The 19,147-nt window shown below is 69.0% G+C and carries 14 protein-coding genes; 1 reads left to right on the forward strand and 13 read right to left on the reverse strand.

What is annotated here, in order from left to right; genetic code table 11:
• Window positions 1-62 precede the first annotated feature (62 nt).
• From trpA to trpB, 3 genes are read right to left on the reverse strand one after another with little or no spacing between them, the layout of a single operon-like run.
• On the reverse strand, window positions 63-869 hold the full coding sequence (trpA, locus tag ACZ0AE_RS13815) for a tryptophan synthase subunit alpha (protein ID WP_463602101.1): 807 nt from the start codon (window positions 867-869) through the stop codon (window positions 63-65).
• 7 nt (window positions 870-876) lie between these two features.
• Window positions 877-1,566, reverse strand: coding sequence for a hypothetical protein (locus tag ACZ0AE_RS13820; protein WP_038687220.1), 690 nt, complete (start codon window positions 1,564-1,566; stop codon window positions 877-879).
• Window positions 1,563-2,780 (reverse strand): tryptophan synthase subunit beta, encoded by a 1,218-nt coding sequence (gene trpB / locus ACZ0AE_RS13825; protein ID WP_038687218.1) that lies wholly within the window; start codon window positions 2,778-2,780, stop codon window positions 1,563-1,565. Before trpB ends, ACZ0AE_RS13820 begins: the two co-directional genes overlap by 4 nt.
• Before the next feature lie 95 nt (window positions 2,781-2,875).
• Here trpB and ACZ0AE_RS13830 point away from each other — a divergent pair, with 95 nt between their 5' ends.
• Complete coding sequence (locus tag ACZ0AE_RS13830) at window positions 2,876-3,769, forward strand: LysR family transcriptional regulator (protein WP_463601386.1); 894 nt, start codon at window positions 2,876-2,878, stop codon at window positions 3,767-3,769.
• Window positions 3,770-3,810: 41 nt separating this feature from the next.
• Here the strand turns inward: ACZ0AE_RS13830 and ACZ0AE_RS13835 are convergent, their stop codons facing one another.
• From ACZ0AE_RS13835 to ACZ0AE_RS13880, 10 genes are all read right to left on the reverse strand, one after another.
• Window positions 3,811-4,917, reverse strand: a complete 1,107-nt coding sequence (locus ACZ0AE_RS13835; protein ID WP_448134118.1) for a toxic anion resistance protein — start codon at window positions 4,915-4,917, stop codon at window positions 3,811-3,813.
• A gap of 53 nt (window positions 4,918-4,970) precedes the next feature.
• Window positions 4,971-5,693 (reverse strand): hypothetical protein, encoded by a 723-nt coding sequence (locus ACZ0AE_RS13840; protein WP_463601387.1) that lies wholly within the window; start codon window positions 5,691-5,693, stop codon window positions 4,971-4,973.
• Window positions 5,690-11,053 (reverse strand): DNA repair ATPase, encoded by a 5,364-nt coding sequence (locus ACZ0AE_RS13845; protein ID WP_463601388.1) that lies wholly within the window; start codon window positions 11,051-11,053, stop codon window positions 5,690-5,692. The genes ACZ0AE_RS13840 and ACZ0AE_RS13845 overlap by 4 nt, the downstream gene beginning before the upstream one ends.
• Before the next feature lie 125 nt (window positions 11,054-11,178).
• On the reverse strand, window positions 11,179-13,197 hold the full coding sequence (locus tag ACZ0AE_RS13850; protein ID WP_038687208.1) for a flotillin family protein: 2,019 nt from the start codon (window positions 13,195-13,197) through the stop codon (window positions 11,179-11,181).
• Window positions 13,194-13,874 (reverse strand): hypothetical protein, encoded by a 681-nt coding sequence (locus ACZ0AE_RS13855; protein WP_038687206.1) that lies wholly within the window; start codon window positions 13,872-13,874, stop codon window positions 13,194-13,196. Before ACZ0AE_RS13855 ends, ACZ0AE_RS13850 begins: the two co-directional genes overlap by 4 nt.
• Before the next feature lie 282 nt (window positions 13,875-14,156).
• Window positions 14,157-14,813 (reverse strand): phosphoribosylanthranilate isomerase, encoded by a 657-nt coding sequence (locus ACZ0AE_RS13860; RefSeq protein ID WP_038687203.1) that lies wholly within the window; start codon window positions 14,811-14,813, stop codon window positions 14,157-14,159.
• Window positions 14,810-15,583, reverse strand: a complete 774-nt coding sequence (gene truA / locus ACZ0AE_RS13865; protein ID WP_038687201.1) for a tRNA pseudouridine(38-40) synthase TruA — start codon at window positions 15,581-15,583, stop codon at window positions 14,810-14,812. Before truA ends, ACZ0AE_RS13860 begins: the two co-directional genes overlap by 4 nt.
• Before the next feature lie 48 nt (window positions 15,584-15,631).
• A complete protein-coding gene (locus ACZ0AE_RS13870; protein ID WP_463601389.1) occupies window positions 15,632-16,012 on the reverse strand; it encodes a VOC family protein in 381 nt (126 codons plus the stop codon).
• The gene (locus ACZ0AE_RS13875) at window positions 16,009-18,027 is read right to left on the reverse strand and encodes a motility hub landmark protein FimV (protein WP_463601390.1); all 2,019 of its coding nucleotides are present in this window, start codon (window positions 18,025-18,027) and stop codon (window positions 16,009-16,011) included. The genes ACZ0AE_RS13870 and ACZ0AE_RS13875 overlap by 4 nt, the downstream gene beginning before the upstream one ends.
• Window positions 18,028-18,114: 87 nt before the next feature.
• Entirely contained in the window at window positions 18,115-19,140 is a 1,026-nt protein-coding gene (locus ACZ0AE_RS13880; RefSeq protein ID WP_038687198.1) for an aspartate-semialdehyde dehydrogenase, read from the reverse strand.
• Window positions 19,141-19,147: the final 7 nt, after the last annotated feature.

The following is a 19,147-nucleotide window of genomic DNA, read 5'->3' on the forward strand; positions in this document are numbered from 1 at the left end:
GCTGCCCGCCTGCCTCTGCACAGTTTCACGTATGCGGATCGGAGAGCGAGGGCGCCGCTTGATCAGGCTTGGTCGAGCGCAGCACGCAGCGGCGCGAGGAAGGACGTTGCGGTCTGTGCGGCAGTGGCTGCATCGGCCGCTTCACCCAGTGCGGCGACCAGGGCGCTGCCTACTACGACGCCGTCGGCTTCGACGGCCATGGCAGCGGCGCTGGCGGCGTCCTTGATGCCGAAGCCGGCTACGACCGGGACGGTCGAGCGGCGGCGCAGGTCGCGCAGGCGGGCGCTGGCGGCGCTGCTGTCCAGGCGCTCGGAGGCACCGGTGACGCCGGCGAAGCTGACGTAGTAGAGGTAGCCCTGGGCCATGGCCGACAGGGTATCCAGGCGGGTGTCGGCGGTGGTTGGGGAGGCCAGCAGGATCAGGGCCAGGCCGGCGGCGGTGAAGATGGCGCGGGTTTCGGCGGCCTCTTCCGGCGGCAGGTCGACCAGCAGCACGCCGTCCACGCCGGCGGCGATGGCCGCGTCGGCGAAGCGGGCGGTGCCATGGATCTCGACCGGGTTCAGATAGCCCATCAGCACCACCGGGGTGGTGGCGTCGTCACGGCGGAAGGCGGCCACGGTTTCGAGCACGTAGCGCAGCCCTGCCCCACGCGCCAGCGCGCGCTCGGAGCTGCGCTGGATGGTCGGGCCATCGGCCATCGGGTCGGAGAACGGCACGCCCAGTTCGATCACGTCCGCGCCGGCGGCGGCCAGCGCGTGCATCACCGGCACGGTGGCGTCCAGGCCCGGATCACCGGCGGTGATGAAGGGAATCAGGGCCTTGCGGCCATCGGCGCGCAGGCGGGCAAAACAGGCATCGATACGGTCCACGGACATTTCAGGCACATCCTTCAATCAATTCAACGGCGCCGCTGGCGCCCCAGTACAGCGTCGAAATCACCCCGTCGAAGATCTCCAGCCGGATCGCCAGATCCGAGCCGGGGTCCTGCCAGGTCAGGTATTCGCCCGTTTCCGGGTCGTAGGCGTGCGGCTGCGCGAGGCTGCCCTTGGGCAGGCGCTTGAGCGCGGCGTCACGCGACATGCCCAGGCGCAACCCGAACGGGCCGGCCTGGGTGATGGTTTCATCGCTTCCGTCCAGCGGCGCCAGTTCGAAACGCTGCACATGGTCATCGTCGACCATCATCGAGATGCCCTCGGGCAGGCTGCCGCGCTCGTAGTATTCGCAGCTGCCGGCCTGCCCGCCTTCGCTCAGACCGGCCGAATGCCAGGTGGCATCGGCATCGGCGGCCGTGAAGCGCTGGCCGATGACGATGTCGCCGGCATGGTCCAGCGCCACCGAGACCACCGCTGGCGCGGGCGCCGCATCGGGGGCCGGGGCCGCCGGTTCCGGGTCGTCCTCGATCGGGCGGTTGGCGATGTCGTCATCGTTGCTCGCCGGCACCTGCGCCGGTGCGATGGCCGCCGGGGCCGACGGCGCGGCGGGCAGCAGCGGCGGATCCGGCGGGGTGCAGGCGGTCAGGCCGACCACGATCAGCAGCGCACTTCCCTGGCGCAGCAGTGGATTCACAGCATCAAGCCCTCGCGTGCGGCGATGGTATGCACGTCCTTGTCACCGCGACCGGACAGGTTGCACAGCACCAGTTTGTCGCGGGGCAGTTCACGCGCGATCTTGATGGCCTGGGCCACCGCGTGGCTGGATTCCAGCGCGGCCAGGATGCCTTCGCTATGGGCCAGCTGGTGGAACGCGGCCAGCGCTTCCTCATCGGTGATGCCGACATACTCGGCGCGCCCGGCATCGGCCAGGAACGCATGCTCCGGGCCGACGCCCGGGTAGTCCAGGCCGGCCGACACCGAGTGGGTCTCGGTGATCTGGCCGTCGTCGTCGCAGATCACGTAGGTGCGGTTGCCGTGCAGCACGCCCGGGCGGCCGGCGGCGATGGAGGCGGCATGGCGGCCGGTCTCGATGCCGTCGCCGGCGGCTTCGGCGCCGACGATGCGCACGTCGCGGTCGTTGAGGAAGGCATGGAACAGGCCGATGGCGTTGCTGCCGCCGCCGACGCAGGCGGTGATCGCATCGGGCAGGCGACCGTAGTCGGTGAGCATCTGCGCGCGCGCTTCGCGGCCGACGATGGCGTTGAAGTCACGCACCATGCGCGGGTACGGGTCCGGACCGGCGACGGTGCCGATGATGTAGAAGGTGTCGCGCACATTGGTGACCCAGTCGCGCATGGCTTCGTTGAGCGCGTCCTTGAGCGTGGCCGAGCCGGAGGTGACCGGCACCACCGTGGCCCCGAGCAGCTTCATGCGGTAGACGTTGATCTTCTGCCGCTCGATGTCGGTGGCGCCCATGTACACCACGCACTCCAGGCCCAGGCGCGCGGCGACGGTGGCACTGGCCACGCCGTGCTGGCCGGCGCCGGTCTCGGCGATGATCCGGGTCTTGCCCATCCGCGCAGCCAACAGGGCCTGGCCGATGGTGTTGTTGATCTTGTGCGCGCCGGTGTGGTTCAGGTCTTCGCGCTTGAGCAGGATCTGCGCCCCGCCCACCTGCTGGCTGAGCCGTTCGGCGTGGTAGATCGGGCTGGGCCGGCCCACGTAATGGGTGAGGTCTTTGTCGTAGGCGGCGATGAACGCCGGATCGCGGCGCGCCTCATCGTAGGCCGCCGCCAGTTCCTGCAGCGGCCCGATCAGCGTTTCAGCAACGAAACTGCCGCCATAGCGGCCGAAATGGCCCTGGGCGTCGGGATAAGCGTGGAAATCGGTGATGGGGGATGCGGACATGGCGCGACAACCGGTGGAGACAGGGTGCCAATTTAACGCACATGTCATGACAGGAATATCGATAATATCTGCGACAACCCGTCAGGAAAACTCACATGAGCGACCTTCCCCTGCCGCCGCTCAACGCCCTGCGCAGTTTCGAGGCCGCCGCCCGCCTGGGCGGGGTGGGCCGGGCGGCGGAGGCTCTGCATGTCACCCATGGCGCGATCAGCCGCCAGTTGCGGGTGCTGGAGGACCATCTGGGCGTGGCCCTGTTCGAACGCGACGGGCGCGGGCTGCGCCTGACCCGGGCCGGCGCCGAGCTGCAGAGCGCCTGTGAGGGTGCGTTCGGGCAGATCCGCGAAGCGGTGGGCGCACTCAAACGCCAGCAGCGGCCGGATGCGCTGGTATTGGGTTGCAGCGGCAGCATCCTGGCGCGCTGGATGATTCCGCACCTGCCCGCGCTGCAGCGCGACCTGCCGCAGCTGGCGTTGCATTGGTCGGCCCAGGACGGCAGCTTCACCGACGCCCAGCGCGGCCTGGATGCGGTGCTGCTGCTGGCGCAGCCGCCGTGGCCACGCGGCTGGCAGGTGCGCGAACTGGCGCCGGAACGGGTGGGCATGGTGGTGAGCCCGCAGCACCCGGCGGCGGCGCGGTTGCGCCAACAGCCGCCGACTGCCCTGCTCGGCGAAGCCTTGCTGCATACCGCCTCCCGCCCGCAGGCGTGGCCGGCGTGGGCGCTGGCGCATGGGCTGGACCCGGCGCAGCTGCAGCTGGGCAGCGGGTTTGAGCACCTGTACTACCTGCTGGAGGCGGCGGTGGCCGGGCTGGGCGTGGCGATCGCGCCCGAGCCGCTGGTCGCCGACGAGCTGGCCGCCGGCCGCCTGTTGGCGCCGTGGGGATTTGGCGCCACCGGCGGGTTCTGGGTACTGGCCACGCCCGACGGGGCGGTGGATGCACGGGTGGAGGTGCTGGCCGGGTGGTTGCAGCAGCAGTTGGCGGGGGTGTAGGTCCCCACCGTTGGTGGGAACGCTGCCGGGGGGCGCGTCGGTCAGACGGCGGTTGGCGCCGCGAGGCGCTGCTGCACGTCGTCGCGCAGGCGCGCCAGTTCCACTTCGGCCTGCTGGCGCTGCTGCATGCCTTCGCGGTGGATGGTGCGCACTTCTTCCACCGTGGCGATCAGCTGCTCGTGCACGTGGCGCAGCGTGGCCACATCGATCACCGCGCGCTGGTTGGCCTTGGCCGTCTCCACGGTGGTCTGGCGCAGCAGGTCGGCGTTGCGTCGCATCATCTCGTTGGTGGCATCGTCGATCGCGTTGGACAGCTCCACCGCGTTCTTCTGCTCGTTGAGCGACAACTGGATCGCGAACTGGCGCTTCCACGACGGAATGGTGATGTCGCGGACCGTGTTGAACTTCTCGATCAACAGGATCGCGTTGGCCTGGATCAGCCGGATCATCGGCAATGACTGGTCGGCCGCGTGCTGCATCACCACCAGATCGCCCACGCGCTTGTCGAGCAGCCGGATCGCGTTGTCCAGCTCGCCCTGGCGGATGCGCTGCTGCGGATCGTCCTGGCCCTGCCCGGCCAGTTGTTCGCTGCGCAGCGAGGCGATCCGGCGCTTGCCGGCGGCGATGTGCAGGCCCAGGCCGTGGCGTTCCTCGCGGACGATGTCGTGCATGCGGTCGAACTCGACCACGCGCTGGCCCATCAGCGCCTGCTGGCTGCCCACGTCGCCCATCAGCTGCTCGATCTGACGGTTGGTGTCGCTGAATTTCTGCACCAGCTCGCCCTTGGAGGCGCGCAGCTTGTCGATCAACCCACCGATGACCGGCACCTTCGAGCGTTCGGCCAGCCCGTCGAGTTTCAGCGAGCGCGCAATGCGCACCACCTCGCCCAGCTTGTCGCCACTGGCGTCGAGGTCGCGGTTGCGTACCTGGTCGAGGAGCTGGCTGGAAAACGCCGCCGTCTTGGCCGCCGCGTCGCGCCCGAACACCTGCAGGTTGCCCGGCCGGATGTCGTCCAGGCCGCGCCCGATCTCGGCGATCTTCGGCAGGTCGTCCCGCCCCAGGCCCAGCGCCTGCAATGCGCTGTCATCGATGACATCCACGCTGACCTCCACCGGGAGGGGCGCGTTCGGCTGGGAATCCTGGGTCATCGGTGCATCTCCATTCTGAAGGGCGGCCGGAGCGCCGGCACGGGTCAGTGTACTCAGGGAAGTCTAGCCTGCGCCGCGGCGACCTCGGCGCGGATCTGGCCCAGCAGTTGCGCCGCCTGGTCATTCTGCCGCGCATGCGATTGGGTGCTGCTGGCGCGCACAGCCTGCTGCCACGCTGGCATCAGTACCGCGGCGATGCGCTGGACGTGGTCCAGCAGGGCGGTGTCCTGTGCATGCAGCAGCTGCGTCTGGCCGGCCTGCACGCGCTTGAGCGAGGCCAGCGTCCGCAGATGCGTCACGCGCTGCTGCAACACGCCCTGCGCATCGGTGGGCAACCCGGCACCCAGCGCCGTTCCTGCGTCGGCCCACTGTTCCAGCGCCTGCGCGCCGTGCAGATCCACCGCGGCCGCGTGCGTGCTGGCCTTGACCACGGCGCCCAGCAGGCGGGCGTGCGCCTGCGCCTTGAGCAGCAGGACCCCGCACTGTGCCTGCAGCGCGTCGGCATCGGCCTGGCGCTCCACGTCACGCCCCAGCAGCCGCCCCCACCAGCTGGTCTGGCGGCGCAACGTGGCCGGATTGTCCGCCTGCAGCGCCAGCGCAAGCCGCGACAGCGCCTCGACCAGACCACTGCGCGGGTCGTCGTCGTATGCAACGGCCCCCGGCTGGTGCGACATCAACGCCTGCAGCAGTACCTCGCCATAGCGCGACAGCACCGCAGCGTCCGCGCCGATGGTGGCCGGCGGCGCAGGCAGCGCAGGCAGCGACGGCGCGGTCATGCAGGCGCATCACCGCCGTCGCGTTCCCACCGCGGCGGCAGGCTCGATTCGCCGTAGAAGTGGCGCATCAACGCCTCATCCAGGGCGCGTTCCTCGGGCGTGGAGGCGCGCTTCGGCCGGGCACCGACGCGCGGGGCGGGACCGCTCTCCATCTGCTGGCGCACCCAGCCGGCCAACAAGGCCAACGTTTCCCCCGTGCGTACCTGTTGCTGATGCGAATCGCCCAGCAGTTGCAGCAGCGGGGCCAGCCCGGCCTGCAAGCCACTGGCCAGCGGTTCGGCCAACGGCAGCGCCTCCGGCGCGGCGGGGGTGGCGGCAACCGGTACCGGCTCGGCGCGTGCGGCCGACAGCCGCTCCAGCGCCGACAGCAATGCCGGCCACGGCGCGGGTTCGACCTCGGCCACCGCAGCAGGCGGCGGCAGCTGCAACGCGCTGGCGATGTCGGCCAGCTGCGCCACCACGCGGCCGCCTACATCGGCGTCATCGGCGCCCATGGCCTTGTTGCGCAGGAAGTCGCGCTTGATCTGCTGCCAGCGCTCCAGTTCGGCACCCTGCAGCAGGCCACGCAGTTCGGCCAGCTTGAGCAGGTTTTCCTCGGCCCCGGTGGTAAGCAGCTGCGCCTCGCCCAGGTAATGGTCGGACACCAGCTGCTGCAGCTCGGCGTCGTTCATCACCGGCGAGATCTTCTCCGACAGCTTGTTCATGTTGCGGTAGCTGCCCTGCAGCCGGAACGCCGGTTCGGTGCGGTAGCGGTCGTCCTGCGCGGCACTGGCGATGTACTGCTGGTTGACCCGGTAGACCACGTCACGCACGCGCAACATGCGCTGCAGCGTGGCGACGATCTCGTTGACCTCCGCGCCGCTGTAGGCATGGCTGAGCGCGTTGGTGGATACCTCCTTGCCCATCGCCCGCTCCACCAGCAGGTACAGGTCGGCCATGTCGCGCGTGGCCAGCGGCGCCAGCACCGGATTGGAGGTCAGGCTGTTTTCGATGTAGCTCAAGGTGAAGGCATCTTCCATGCCGCCCAGCACGTCACCCAGGTTGTAGATGTCGGCGCGGTTGGCCAGCATGTCCGGAATCTTGAACACCTCGCCGGATTCGGTATACGGGTTGCCGGCCATCACCACGCAGAACTTCTTGCCGCGCATGTCATAGGTGCGGGTGCGCCCGCGCCACACGCCTTCGATGCGCCGCGTGCCGTCGCACAGGGAGATGAACTTCTGCAGGAATTCCGGGTGGGTGTGCTGGATGTCGTCGACATACAGCATGGTGTTGTTGCCCATCTCCAGCGCCAGGTTGAGCTTTTCCAGCTCCTGCCGCGAGGTGGCGTCCGGCGCCTGGGCCGGGTCCAGCGAGCGCACCTCGTGGCCCAGCGCCGGGCCGTTGATCTTCATGAAGACCAGGCCAAGGCGGTGCGCCACGTATTCCATCAGCGTGGTTTTGCCGTAGCCGGGCGGCGAAATCATCATCAGCAGGCCCATCAGGTCGCTGCGCTTGTTCTCGCCCACCGTGCCCATCTGCTTGGCCAGGTTGTCGCCGATCACGCCGAGGTAGACGTCGTTGATCAGCTTGTTGCGCACGAACGAAGACAGCGGCCGCGCCTTGAACTCGGACAGGCGCAGGGTGTCGCGTTCGCGCGTGACGATGCGCTGGCGCACCGCCTGGTAGGCATGGAACGCAGGCACGAACACGCCGGTGTGGTGCTGCAGGCGCGCCAGGAAATCATCCAGCGACAGGGTCATGTGGCCCTGCACGATGCGTGGGTGTTCGCCCAGCAGGCCATCCACGCTGACCAGCAGCGCGACGTCGCTGGCACGGGTGCGCAGCGCGCGCTGCACCAGCAGCAGTGCGGCCGCCTCGTCGGCATAGCCGGCGTGGTCGGTGAACGCAGGGGTGCGGCACAGGGCGCGCAGCCACTGCCCGGCCAGCGCCCAGCGCGTGGCCAGGCCGTCCTGCTCGCGCTGCAGGGCGCGTTCCAGGGCCTCGCGCTGGCCGGCCGCCTGCAGCTGCTGGCCCAGTGCCTCCAGCAAGGCCAGCGCATAGCGGCTGCTGGTGAACACCGGCTCGCCCGCCGACAGCTCGTCGGCGAGATAGGCCGCAGCGGCCAGGTGATCGGCCGCCGTGAACGGCAGCGCGTGTTCGTCATTGAACGCGGCCACGGCCAGCGCCATCTCCGTGCGCAGGGCCTGGCGGCCTTCATCGGACCCGAACAGGCGCGCGATCGCATCGGCGCCGGCCTGGCGTGCCGGCCACTGCGCCACGTCTTCGCGTCGCTGCCGCGCGGCCCAGAACAGCATGGCCAGCGCGCGCACGCGCGGCGCGTGCAGCAGGGTGCCGGCCGCCTGCTGCAGCGGCAGCAGCGCGCGCAGGATCAAGGTGGCGTCGTGGTCATGGATACCGCGCTCGTAGCCTTCGCGGTAACGCGGCGCGGCGAAATCACGCACGCTGCGGTCCAGTGCGTCCGGTTCGGCCGCGTTGTGCTGCAACCCGGCCAGGTCGAGCCCCTCGCGGTTGTCCATGGCCGCGCGCAGCACGCTGCCGGCCAGGTATTCGCCGCGGTACAGCGTGTCCGATTCCGAATCGAGGCTGAGCTGCCAGTACGGCTTGAGCTCGGCCAGTTCGGGATCGTGCAGCGGCTCCAGGAAATCGGTGCCGGTGAGGTGGATGGCCAACGCGTCGCCGCGCGGCAGGATGGTCAGGTCCAGCGCCTGTGTGTTCACGCTGAAGCGGTGCCGCGGGCCCAGGCGCACGATGTTGCCACCGGCCTCGAACAGGTCGCTGCGGTCGCGCAATGCGCGCACGGCCTGGTCGCGCACGCCTTTCAGGCGCGATTCGATGTCGTCGGCCTTGACGCTGTCGCGCAGGCCGCGCAGGCGCTCGGCCAGTTCGCGCAGCTTGAGGATCAGCGGGTCGCCGGCGAAGAAGGCGTTGAGCTCGTCGGCGGTGGCGAAGCGCTCGGTGCGCTTGGCCAGGCCGTCGAGGATGCGGGTGGCCGCGTCCAGCACCGAGCGCGCCTTGCGCTGGCGCTCATCCAGCAGCGCCTGCTTGTGGGCTTCGAAGGCATCGATCAGCTCTTCGCGCTTGGCCAGGATGTCGCCCAGGAACTGCTCGTGTTCGCCGAACTGGCTTTCCAGTTCCTCCAGCTGCACCAGCAGCCGCGACATCTGTTCGTCGGCGCGTTCGGGATCGGTGGCCATCGCCAGCGCACTGGTGATGGCCTGCGAGAACAGCGCGAACTGCGCGGCGAACTGCGCCACCGCTTCGGCCGAGCCGAGGTTGCGGCGGCGCTGTTCGGCGCGTGCGCGGGTCTGGTTGAGGCGCGCGTAGATGGCCGAGATCGCTTCGACCACGCGGGTGCGCGCGGTGGCGTCGTCGACCTTCAGCCCGGCCATCAGCTCGGACAGCATGTCCAGGTCGGCCGACATCGCGCGCAGGCCCGCCAGCTGTTCGTCCAGCACGCGCGCGCTTTCGGCCTGCTGGGCCGCCTCGTCCAGCGCCTGCAGGCGCTCGCCGAGCGGGGCCAGCGCGGCATCGCCGGCCAGGAACGCGCCAGTGGCCGCGCCGATGGCCTCATGCGCCTGCTGCAGCGCGGCGGTCATCGCATCGATCAGGTCGGTGTCGATGTAGCGGTAATCGCGGATGGTGAGCAGGTGCCCACGCTGCGCCGAGATCGCATTGAGCGCCTCGACGAAGGACTGCACCTCTTTCCAGTTCTCCGGCTGCAGGCGGGCCAGCAGGGCTTTCTGCGTGCTCTGCGCCTGGGCCATGGCCTGCGCGGACTGCGCGCGGATCGACTGCACCTTCTCGTATTCGTCCAGCACCGACTCGCCGGTGCTGCTGACCTCGCGCAGCAGGCTGACCGCGCCGCCGCATTGGTCGTCGTCCAGCCAATGGTGGGCGTCGAACAGGCGCCGGGTGTCCTGCACCAGGCGCTGGTAGCGCTGCACCGACACGTCATCGCCTTCGATGGTGCGGGCCAGGTCGAACAGGTTGGAGATGCCGCGCACCAGTTCGGCATTACCGATGCGGCCCATGAAGGTGTTGCCGGGCGGACGGCTGGCGGCGAATTCGTCACTGCTGAACGGCGTTTGCCACACCTGCATGGCATGGATGCGGGTGGGCTCGCTGCCTTCGGCATGGAACAGCACCATGCGCCCGTCGTGCATGAAGGCGTAGCCGTGGCCGAACACCGGGTTCTGCAGCACGCGCTGGATGGTGTTGTAGACAAACAGCGCCGAACGCCCGCCTTCGCGCTCGTAGAAGATGTAGAGCACATCTTCGCCATTGGGCGAGCGGATGGCGCGCTTGAACTGCATGCCGTCCATCGCCGCGTCGAACGCCTTGTGCTCGCCGCTCTGCAGGTAATAGCCGCCCGGGAAGATGATGCCGTGGTCTTCGGGCAGCTGCACGCAAGCCTGCACGATCGCATCGTTGCGGGTGATGTTGCCGGTGAGCGTGTTGTAGATCAGGCCGCGCCACACCGTTTCGCGGTATGGCAGCACCTTGAGCAGGATCAGCGAGCCCACCCGGGCAAAGTCGAACTGCGCGTCGTCCAGCGACTGCGTGCTGTCTTCGACCGGTTCGCTGTAGACGCCCTGCCCGCTCTCGGTGTTGTTCTCGACCTTGATGGTCAGATCGCCACCGGTGGTTTCCACGAACAGGCTGTCGAGGATGTTCAGGTGCGCATGGCGGCCGGTGACGGCCATGTCGCGCGTGGCGCGGGTCCACTCGAAATCGAACGGCGGCGGCAGTGCGATGTCGCGCTCGCCACGGGCGTCCAGGTAGGTCAGTGCGCCGTCGCGGGCCAGCGCCCAGCGGAACACGCGCACGTCGCTGCTGCGCTCGCCGATCTGGAAGGAGGCCAGCAGCTTGTCACCGACCACGATCAGCTGCAGCAGGCGCGCATGCTTGTAATAGGCGTAGAGCTCGCCGAAGTCGTGCACGAACGCCGGCTGGGCCAGGAAGCTGCCCTTGGCGTCCACCGGCACCACGTCGTAGCCGTCGTTGGCCTGCACCAGCCGGTACAACCCGAACACGTCTTCGACGCGGGTCTGGGTCTTGAGCCCGATGTACACGTTGTAGCCGAACAGCAGCAGGTCCGGCCCGACCTGGACGATGTCACGGCCGACGCAGTTGTTCTCGCTGCGGATGCGGAAGCGGCCGGTGACCTCCAGCCGGCTGTCGCCGAACTCGGCCAGGCGCTGCCGGTTGAGGGCATCGGCGACGCTGCGCAGGCGGCTGCCCTGCTCGGCCAGGCGGCGGCGCAGCACTTCATAGGCGCCGCCCTGGGCAACGGCCTGGTCGACGCTGGCGGTGGCTTCCGGCGCGGACGGCTCGGGACGGTTGGCGGTATCGGACATCGGCTTCCTTCCGGCTCACGGACAACCGGCCGGGCGAGCCGGCCGGGAACGGCGTGGCGGTGGCGTCACGGCCACCGCCGGGGTGCCCGACACGCCACCCCAAGGTGGCGCGCCGGCAGTGGGGCTCAGCGGGTTTCGACCACGGTGGCGGTCACGCTGGGCACCGCCTCAACTGCGTCTTCGCTGATCTGGCGCGGCGCGGATTCGCGCGGGCCCACGCCCAGGTAGCGCTGCATCAGCTCCTGCACGATCGGGCTCTTGTCGGCCAGGCCTTCGATGGACTTGCCCAGCGACACGGCCTTGATCAGGTTCTCGAACATGCCGCCGTCGCCGCCCACCAGGTCGATATCGGCGTTGCGCAGCGCGCTGGCGATGACGCCGGCGTTCTCGCGCGAGACTTCCTTGCCGGCATCGATCGAGGCCAGCGCCTGCTTGAGGCTGTTGTCGAGCATCATGCGGAACTCTTCGTGGCCGCGCGCGGTGTCGCTGAGCGAGCCGATCGCCTCGAACTTGCGCACCAGGCCTTCGGCCTCGGCCAGCAGCTTCTTCTGCACCACGCCGGCTTCGGCGCCGCCGATGGACTCGGTCGCGGTGGCGCGGGCACGGCCCATCTGTTCTTCACCGTGGGCCTGGGCCTGCAGGTTCTCGGCCAGCACGCGGGCTTCGTTGGTGCCCTGCTTGAGGTTGGCTTCGGCCTTGGCTTCGATCACGCGGGCCTCGGCGATGCCGACCTTCTCGATGGCCAGCGCCGAGGCTTCGCGCACCTGCGCCTCGGCCAGGCCGGGGGCGGCCTGTTCGGCACGGGCACCGTCGGCCAGCAGGCGCTTGGCGTCGGCCTGCTTGCCGGCCGCCTCGTGCTGAGCCTGGGCCAGGGTGGTGATTTCCACGGCGCGGTGCTTGGCCGAGGTTTCGGCCGCCTGTGCCTCCTTGACCTGGCGCACCAGCAGTTCCTGCGCCTTGCCTTCGGCTTCCAGGATCAGCACCTGCTTCTGGCGATCGGCTTCGGACACCTCACGCACTTCCTTGATGCGCTCTTCTTCCTGGGCCACGGTCTTGTCGATGGCGATGCGCTCGCGGGTGATGTTGGCCACGTCCATCTTGCCGGACTCGACCACCTTGTCGCGCTCCACGCCCTGCAGCTGCACTTCGCGCTGGGTGGTGACCTGCTCCAGCTGGCGCGCGCGCTCGACGCGCTCGGATTCGATGGCCACCGCACGCTGGCGGTTCTGCTCGGCCACTTCCACTTCGCGCATGCGGTTCTGTTCGCGGATGTCGATGACTTCCTGCGCTTCGATGCGCGCCTGCTCGGACAGCTGGCGCTGCTCTTCCTGGACCTTGGCGGTCTCGGCTTCCTCACGCGCGCGGATGGTTTCAATCTCGCGCTTCTGGCGGGCTTCGGCTTCGGCCTGCTGGCGTTCCAGCGCCAGCAGCGCTTCACGCGCTTCGACGTTCTTCTTGGTGATGGCCAGCTTTTCGTTCTGTTCCAGTTCGTTGGTGACCACGTTGTGGGTGGCGGTCAGCTCGGTGATCTTGCGGATGCCCTGGGCATCGAGGATGTTGTTCTGGTCCAGCAGCAGCTTGGGGGTCTGCTCCAGGTAGTCGATGGCGACGTCTTCCAGCGCATAGCCGTTCAGGTCGTTGCCGATCACGGCAATGATCTCGTCGCGGAACTCCTGGCGCTTTTCGAACAGTTCGGTGAACTCGAACTTCTTGCCCACCGTCTTCAGCGCTTCGGAGAACTTGGCGTTGAACAGTTCATCCACGGCGTGCTTGTCCGAGGCGCGGTCGGCACCGATCGCCTTGGCCACGCGCAGCACGTCGGCTTGGGTTTCGTTGACGCGCAGGTAGAAGGCCACGGCGATGTCGGCGCGCATGTTGTCGCGGCAGATCAGGCCTTCCTTGCCGCGGCGGTCGATCTGCAGGGTGATCAGGCTGATCCGCATCAGCTCGGCGCGGTACAGCACCGGGATGATCAGCGCACCGGTGAAGTGCACCTTGGGCTGGGCGCTCATGTCATTGACGATCAGGGCCACGCCCTGGTCCACCTTGCGGTAGAACGCTTTGAACAGGCCGGCCAAACCAAGCAGCAGGACCAGCAGGATGCCCACCCCGATCACGAACGGGGCCAAGGTCGCAAAACTCATCGATGGATCTCCTTATCGCCCGCAATCAGGCTGTCTTGGATGGAAAGCGCGGGGTGGGCGTTTTCACGCACCACCAGGTAATGGTTGTGGTCGGCCAGGTAGTCGAGCAGGACCACGCGGTCGCCGCGTGCGAGCACGCTGCCGTCGTGCGAGCGCACCTGCAGGATCAGCCCGGCGCCGCCGTCGTCGACGTTGGCATGGCCCACCGTGGCGGTGACCTGCGGCGAGGCGACCACGCCGATGCGGCCCAGCAGTGACGCCTGGGGCACCGGGCGCAGGCGCAGCAGCAGGCGCCGGATCGGGCGCAATACCACCACGCTGAGCGGCACGGCGGGAATCAGGGCAAGCACGGCGGTGACGCTGCCGGCGACCCAGCGCACCGGGGTGGGCAGGGACTGCAGCAGGAACAGGTGGACGAAATAGGTGACGGTCCAGCCGAAGAAGGCCAGCAGCGCGATCACCAGCATCACCGGGGCGCCGCCCAGGCCCAGGCGCGCGAAGATGCCGGAAATGCCGTGCAGGCCGTCATCGCCGAGGTGCAGGTCCATGCCGTCATGGGCAATGCCGTCGTCGACCACGCCGAAGGCGGCCAGCAGCCAATACAACACGGCGAACGCCAGCACGATGCTGTACGGCAGCGTGGGGAAACTCAACGCGACAGTGAGGAATTCGTTCATTCCATGCCTTCCCTGTGAAGGCGGCCAGCCGCTTCCCCGGCCGCCGCTTTGAGGGAAGCGCTCCGGCTTCCCGCGACTACGCGCCGTGCCGGCCGCGCCATGTCCTGTCGATGCTACGTGAAATTCGCCGCTGCGCCCATAGCACCATCGCCGCGCCTTGCCTGGCAACGGGTGGGGGGTGTCGGCAATGGCCGGGGCCGGATCGCCAGGGGTGTCCCGATCAGCGGGCGGGGCCTACCGGGGTGTACAGGTCCCGACCGACGTCGGGACCCACCACCGGGCTCAGTCGGCCTCGTGACAGTCGGCGCGGCGGACTTCTTCGACGAACTTGCGCATCTTGTAGCCGTCCTTGATGCCCGGCTCGGATTCGATCCCGCTGGACACATCCACGCCCCATGGCAGCGTGGCCACGATCGCGTCGAACACATTGTCCGGGGTGATCCCGCCGGCGAGCAGGAACGGCCGGTGCAGGCCGGTGGGCAGGCGGGTCCAGTCGAAGGCCACGCCGGTGCCGCCGCCGCCGCCGGGGGCGTGGCTGTCGAACAGGAACCCGGCGGCGCTGGGGTAACGCAGCTGCAGCTGGCGCGCGTTGACGTCCTCGCGGCCCCCCATCGCCACGGCCTTGAGGTACGGCATGTTGAAGCTGCGGCAGAACGACTCGTCTTCCTCGCCATGGAACTGCAGCAGGGTGGGCCGCACCGTGCGCAGCACTTCGCGCACCTCTTCCTTGCTGTTGTCACGGAACAGGGCCACCACGTCCACCATCGGCGCGATCGCCTGGCGCATCGCACGGGCTTCGGCCGGCGCCACGCGGCGCTTGCTCTCCCGGGCGAAGATGAAGCCGACGGCATCCACGCCCAGCTCCCCGGCCAGGCGCACGTCGCCGGCGCGGGTCATGCCGCAGAACTTGATACGGGTGCGATAGAAAGAGCGGCTCATAGAGTCACCTCGGCGGGCAGTTGCCAGTTGTCGGGGTACAGGGGTCCAACGAACACCAAACCCTGCGGCGGTGCGGTCGGCCCGGCCACGGTGCGGTCCTTTCCGGCCAGCAGCTCGCCCAGCCACGACACCGGCTTGTCCCCGCACCCGACCAGGATCAATGAACCGACGATATTGCGCACCATGTGATGAAGGAATGCATTGGCCTGAACACAGACCTCCAGCACCTCGCCATCGCGGGTCACACTGATCGCCTGCAGCTCGCGGCGGGCATGCAGGGCCTCGCAATTGACGCTGCGGAAGGCACTGAAGTCATTTTCGCCCAGCAATGCCTGCGCCGCCGCGTGCATCAGCGCGGCATCCAGCGGCCGCCGTTCCCAGCTCAGGCTCTGCCGGTTCAGCGCCGGGCGCACCTGGCGGTTGAGCAGGCGGTAGCGATAGCGCCGGGCGCGGGCGGAGAAGCGCGCATGGAAATCATCGGCCACCGGCTGGCACCAGCGCACCGCGATGGCGGGCGGCAGGCGGGTGGTCGTGCCCAGGGTCCAGCCGCGCAGGTTGCGGACGACATCGGTGTCGAAATGCACCACCTGGCAGTGCCCGTGCACGCCGGCATCGGTGCGCCCAGCACACATGACCTTGATGGGCGCATCGGCCACCGAGGACAGCGCCTGCTGCAGACTGGCCTGCACGCTGGGACGACCGCTCTCGCCCAGCTGCTGCCAGCCCTTGAATTCACTGCCATCGTATTCCACGCCCATTGCGTAGCGCATGGTCAACCTCTGTAAGTCGGTAAGAACCGGCCAGGGCCGGTCGGGGCATCAGGCCGGATCGCGCTCGGACCACACGGCAAGTTCGTTGCCGCCGGGTTCGACGAACTGGAAGCGGCTGCCCCCGGGAAAGGAAAACACGGGCTTGACCACCTGCCCACCGTGGGCGGCCACCGCCTCGGCCACCGGGGCCAGGTCGTCGGCGTAGATCACCAGCAAAGCGGCGCCCGCGGCGGTGGTGGCCGGACTGCTGCGGAAGAAGCCGCCCTGCAGGCGACCATCATCGAAGGCGGTGTAGTCCGGGCCGTAATCCACGAACGCCCAGCCGAACACCGCCGAGAAGAAGCGGCGGCTGGCGGCCGGGTCGGTGGAGGCGAACTCCACGTAATCCAGCCGGCGCTCGCGCGGCGAAGGCGAGACGGGGCTGGTCATCCCAGCCGCGCCAGCAGTTCGCGGGCCTGCGCCTGGCTGTGCGGGTCTGCCGCAACGGCGACTTCCTGCAGCAGCGTGCGCGCGGTTTCGGCGTCGCCGAGGTCCAGGTAGGCGATGGCCAGTTCCAGCCGGTCGCGGCCAGGGGTGGCCAGGACATGACCACTGTTGTCGGTGGCCTCGAACGGCGCCTCGATGCCTGCCTCGGGGGACGCATCGGCATCGGCGTCAGCCGCCTCCTCCGCGCCGACGGCAACCGCGTCACCATCGGCGGGAAACTCGAAGACGCCGCGGAACGACGGCTGTGCCGCGGCTTCCAGCGCATGCGCCGGCGGGGTGTACACGTCGACCGTGCCCGTGTCCGTGTCCGCGTCCGCATCCATGGCAGCGGTCGCTGGGGGCACCTGCTCCACGTCCGGCGCGGTGTCGTCGCCTTCGGGCTGCACTGCATCGCTGCCGGCCTCGGTGTGCCCCGGGCGCGGCTCCAGCGTGAACACAGGCTCGCGGCGCAGGCCATCGGCGTAGTGTTCGGCGGGTTCGTCGCGTATTTCATTGGCCTGGTCGCGTGCTTCATCCAGGCGGGCATCCAGCGCATCGTCCTGCTGGGCGGCCAGCTCGTCGATGTAATCGGCGGCAGGCACGGCGGCGGCCAGCGCGGTGGCATCCAGGCCGTCGCGGCGCAGCGGCGGCAACGGCGACGGTTTGCGACGGCGGGCCACGGCCCACCCGCCCACTACCAGCAACAGCACCACCAGGCCCAGCCAGTACCAGCCGCTACCGCCGGCCTCACGCGTGGCCGGGGCCTGGCCCAGGCGCTGCTGCGCGGCGGCCAAGTCGCTGTCCTTCATCGCGATCAGCGACTGCTGTTGCTTCTGCAGCTTTTCCAGGTCGGCCACGCGGCTGCGCAGCTCCTGGATCTCGGCATCGCGCGTGGCGACATCTTCCTTGGCCTGACGCAGTTGTTCGTTGCCCAGCATGTCGCCCTCACTGCCGGCGGCGGTGCCGGTGGTTGTGCCTGCATTGTTGTCGGTGGCGGCGACCGCCGGTGCGATCTCCAGGCGCGCGCCACTGGCCACTGCCGCCGCCGCTGCTGCCGGCTTGGCGGCCGGGCCCGGGCTGGCGGCAACGCCGCTGCTGGCCGGCTGCGGGATGGCCGCGCGGGATTGCCGCCATTGTGCGGCGTGCTCGCGCACGATCGCGGCCGCTTCACTGGCGTCGATCGGCGTGGTCGTGTCGGTGGGGCTGCGCAGCACCGCGCCCTGCTTGAGCAGGTTGACGTTGCCGCGGATGAAGGCCTCCGGGTTGGCGCGCAGCAGCGCGACCATCGCCTGGTTGCGGTTGATGCCCTGTTCGCGGGCCACCGCGGCGGCGATCTGGGACAGGGTCTGGCCACGTTGCACGGTGACGCCGCCGGCGGCGCTTGCCGGTGCCGGCGCTGCGCTGCGCGATGGAGCGGTGCGTGGCGGCTGCGCGGCCGTGCGGGCCGGTCTGGCCTCTGCCGTGGGCGCAGGCGCGGTCGCCGGTGCCGGCTCACGCACGATGGCGTTGGACATCGCGCCGGCCGGCGCGACGATCTCCGGTTCGGCCACGGCCAGCGCACTGTTGGGTGCATCGACCAGTGCCGAGTATTCGCGGACCAGGCGTCCCTGGCCCCAGTCGGCTTCGATCAGGAAATTCAGCGACGGGGTGGTGACGGGGGTCTGGGTGCTGACCCGCACCACCGCCCTGCCCTGCGCATTGCGGGTCAGTTCGAACTGCAGTTCACTGACCAGGCCCGCCGGTGCATCCAGCCCGACCCGGGCAAACGTGCCCGGTGAGGCCAGCGCCACCCGCAGGTTTTCCAGCTCGGCCGGGTCGGCCGAGATCACCGGTATTTCGGCCAGCAGCGGCTGGCCAGGCTTGGACAGCACCCGGATATCGCCCAGGCCCAGGGCCATGGCGGAGCTGCTGGCCAGGGCCAGCAGCAGTGTGGACACATACTTGAGCGGGCGCAGGGCGCCCCGGGTCCGGTTGTTCATGGCGGCCAATATAGCGGCTCCCCCCGTGATCGGCGATGGTTGAATTGCAACCGCCGATGGCATCCCCATGCCATCGGCGTTGCACGATCAGCCTTCGGCGGCGACCAGTTCGGCCAACTGCACCGCATTGAGCGCGGCGCCCTTGCGGATGTTGTCCGACACGATCCACAGGTTCAGCCCGTTCGGATGCGAGAGATCTTCGCGGATACGGCCGACATACACCGCATCGTTGCCCGACGCATGCGTCACCGGGGTCGGATAGCCACCGGCTTCATGCTTGTCCACCACTTCCACGCCCGGCGAACGCGACAGCAGTTCGCGCGCGGCCGCCACGGTGACCTTGTCGCGGGTTTCGATGGTGACCGCTTCGGAGTGACCGTAGAACACCGGCACGCGCACCGCGGTGGGGTTCACCAGGATGCTGTCGTCGCCCAGGATCTTCTTGGTTTCCCAGACCAGCTTCATTTCTTCCTTGGTGAAGCCGTTTTCCAGGAAGTCGTCGATGTGCGGGATCAGGTTGAAGGCGATCTGCACCGGGAAGCGCTGCGGGTCGATCTGCTGGAAGCTGAGCAGCTGGCCGGTCTGCTTGCCCAGTTCCTCCAGCGCGGAACGACCGCCACCGGACACGGACTGGTAGGTGGCCACGTTGATGCGCGTGATGCCGTACTGGCGGTGCAGCGGCGCCAGCGCCACCAGCATCTGCATGGTGGAGCAGTTCGGGTTGGCGATGATGCCGCGCGGGCGGTTCTTCAGCGCGTCCGGGTTCACTTCGGACACGACCAGCGGCACGTCGTCGTCGTAGCGGAAGGCCGACGAGTTGTCGATCACCACCGCACCGGCAGCGGCGAACTTCGGGCCGTACTCCTTGGACACGCTGCCACCGGCGGAGAACAGCGCGATGTCCACGCCCTTGGGGTCGAAGTCGGCCAGGTCCTGGACCTTGATCTTCTCGCCGCGGTAGTCGATCTCACCGCCGGCCGAGCGCGAGGACGCGAGCAGGCTCAGCGAAGCGATCGGGAAGTCGCGCTCGGCGAGGATGGACAACATGGTTTCGCCAACGGCGCCGGTGGCACCGACGACAGCGACGTGGAAACGACGATCTGGATTGTTCATGGGGGAA

The organism is Stenotrophomonas sp. AC248 (assembly GCF_979258185.1).

Bases quoted from the DNA above. Each gene is read 5' to 3' on its own strand.
- trpB (WP_038687218.1), bottom strand. From the start codon at position 2,780: ATGTCCGCATCCCCCATCACCGATTTCCACGCTTATCCCGACGCCCAG.
- ACZ0AE_RS13830 (WP_463601386.1), top strand. From the start codon at position 2,876: ATGAGCGACCTTCCCCTGCCGCCGCTCAACGCCCTGCGCAGTTTCGAG.
- ACZ0AE_RS13835 (WP_448134118.1), bottom strand. From the start codon at position 4,917: ATGACCCAGGATTCCCAGCCGAACGCGCCCCTCCCGGTGGAGGTCAGC.
- ACZ0AE_RS13840 (WP_463601387.1), bottom strand. From the start codon at position 5,693: ATGACCGCGCCGTCGCTGCCTGCGCTGCCTGCGCCGCCGGCCACCATC.
- ACZ0AE_RS13845 (WP_463601388.1), bottom strand. From the start codon at position 11,053: ATGTCCGATACCGCCAACCGTCCCGAGCCGTCCGCGCCGGAAGCCACC.
- ACZ0AE_RS13850 (WP_038687208.1), bottom strand. From the start codon at position 13,197: ATGAGTTTTGCGACCTTGGCCCCGTTCGTGATCGGGGTGGGCATCCTG.
- ACZ0AE_RS13855 (WP_038687206.1), bottom strand. From the start codon at position 13,874: ATGAACGAATTCCTCACTGTCGCGTTGAGTTTCCCCACGCTGCCGTAC.
- ACZ0AE_RS13860 (WP_038687203.1), bottom strand. From the start codon at position 14,813: ATGAGCCGCTCTTTCTATCGCACCCGTATCAAGTTCTGCGGCATGACC.
- truA (WP_038687201.1), bottom strand. From the start codon at position 15,583: ATGCGCTACGCAATGGGCGTGGAATACGATGGCAGTGAATTCAAGGGC.
- ACZ0AE_RS13870 (WP_463601389.1), bottom strand. From the start codon at position 16,012: ATGACCAGCCCCGTCTCGCCTTCGCCGCGCGAGCGCCGGCTGGATTAC.
- ACZ0AE_RS13875 (WP_463601390.1), bottom strand. From the start codon at position 18,027: ATGAACAACCGGACCCGGGGCGCCCTGCGCCCGCTCAAGTATGTGTCC.
- ACZ0AE_RS13880 (WP_038687198.1), bottom strand. From the start codon at position 19,140: ATGAACAATCCAGATCGTCGTTTCCACGTCGCTGTCGTCGGTGCCACC.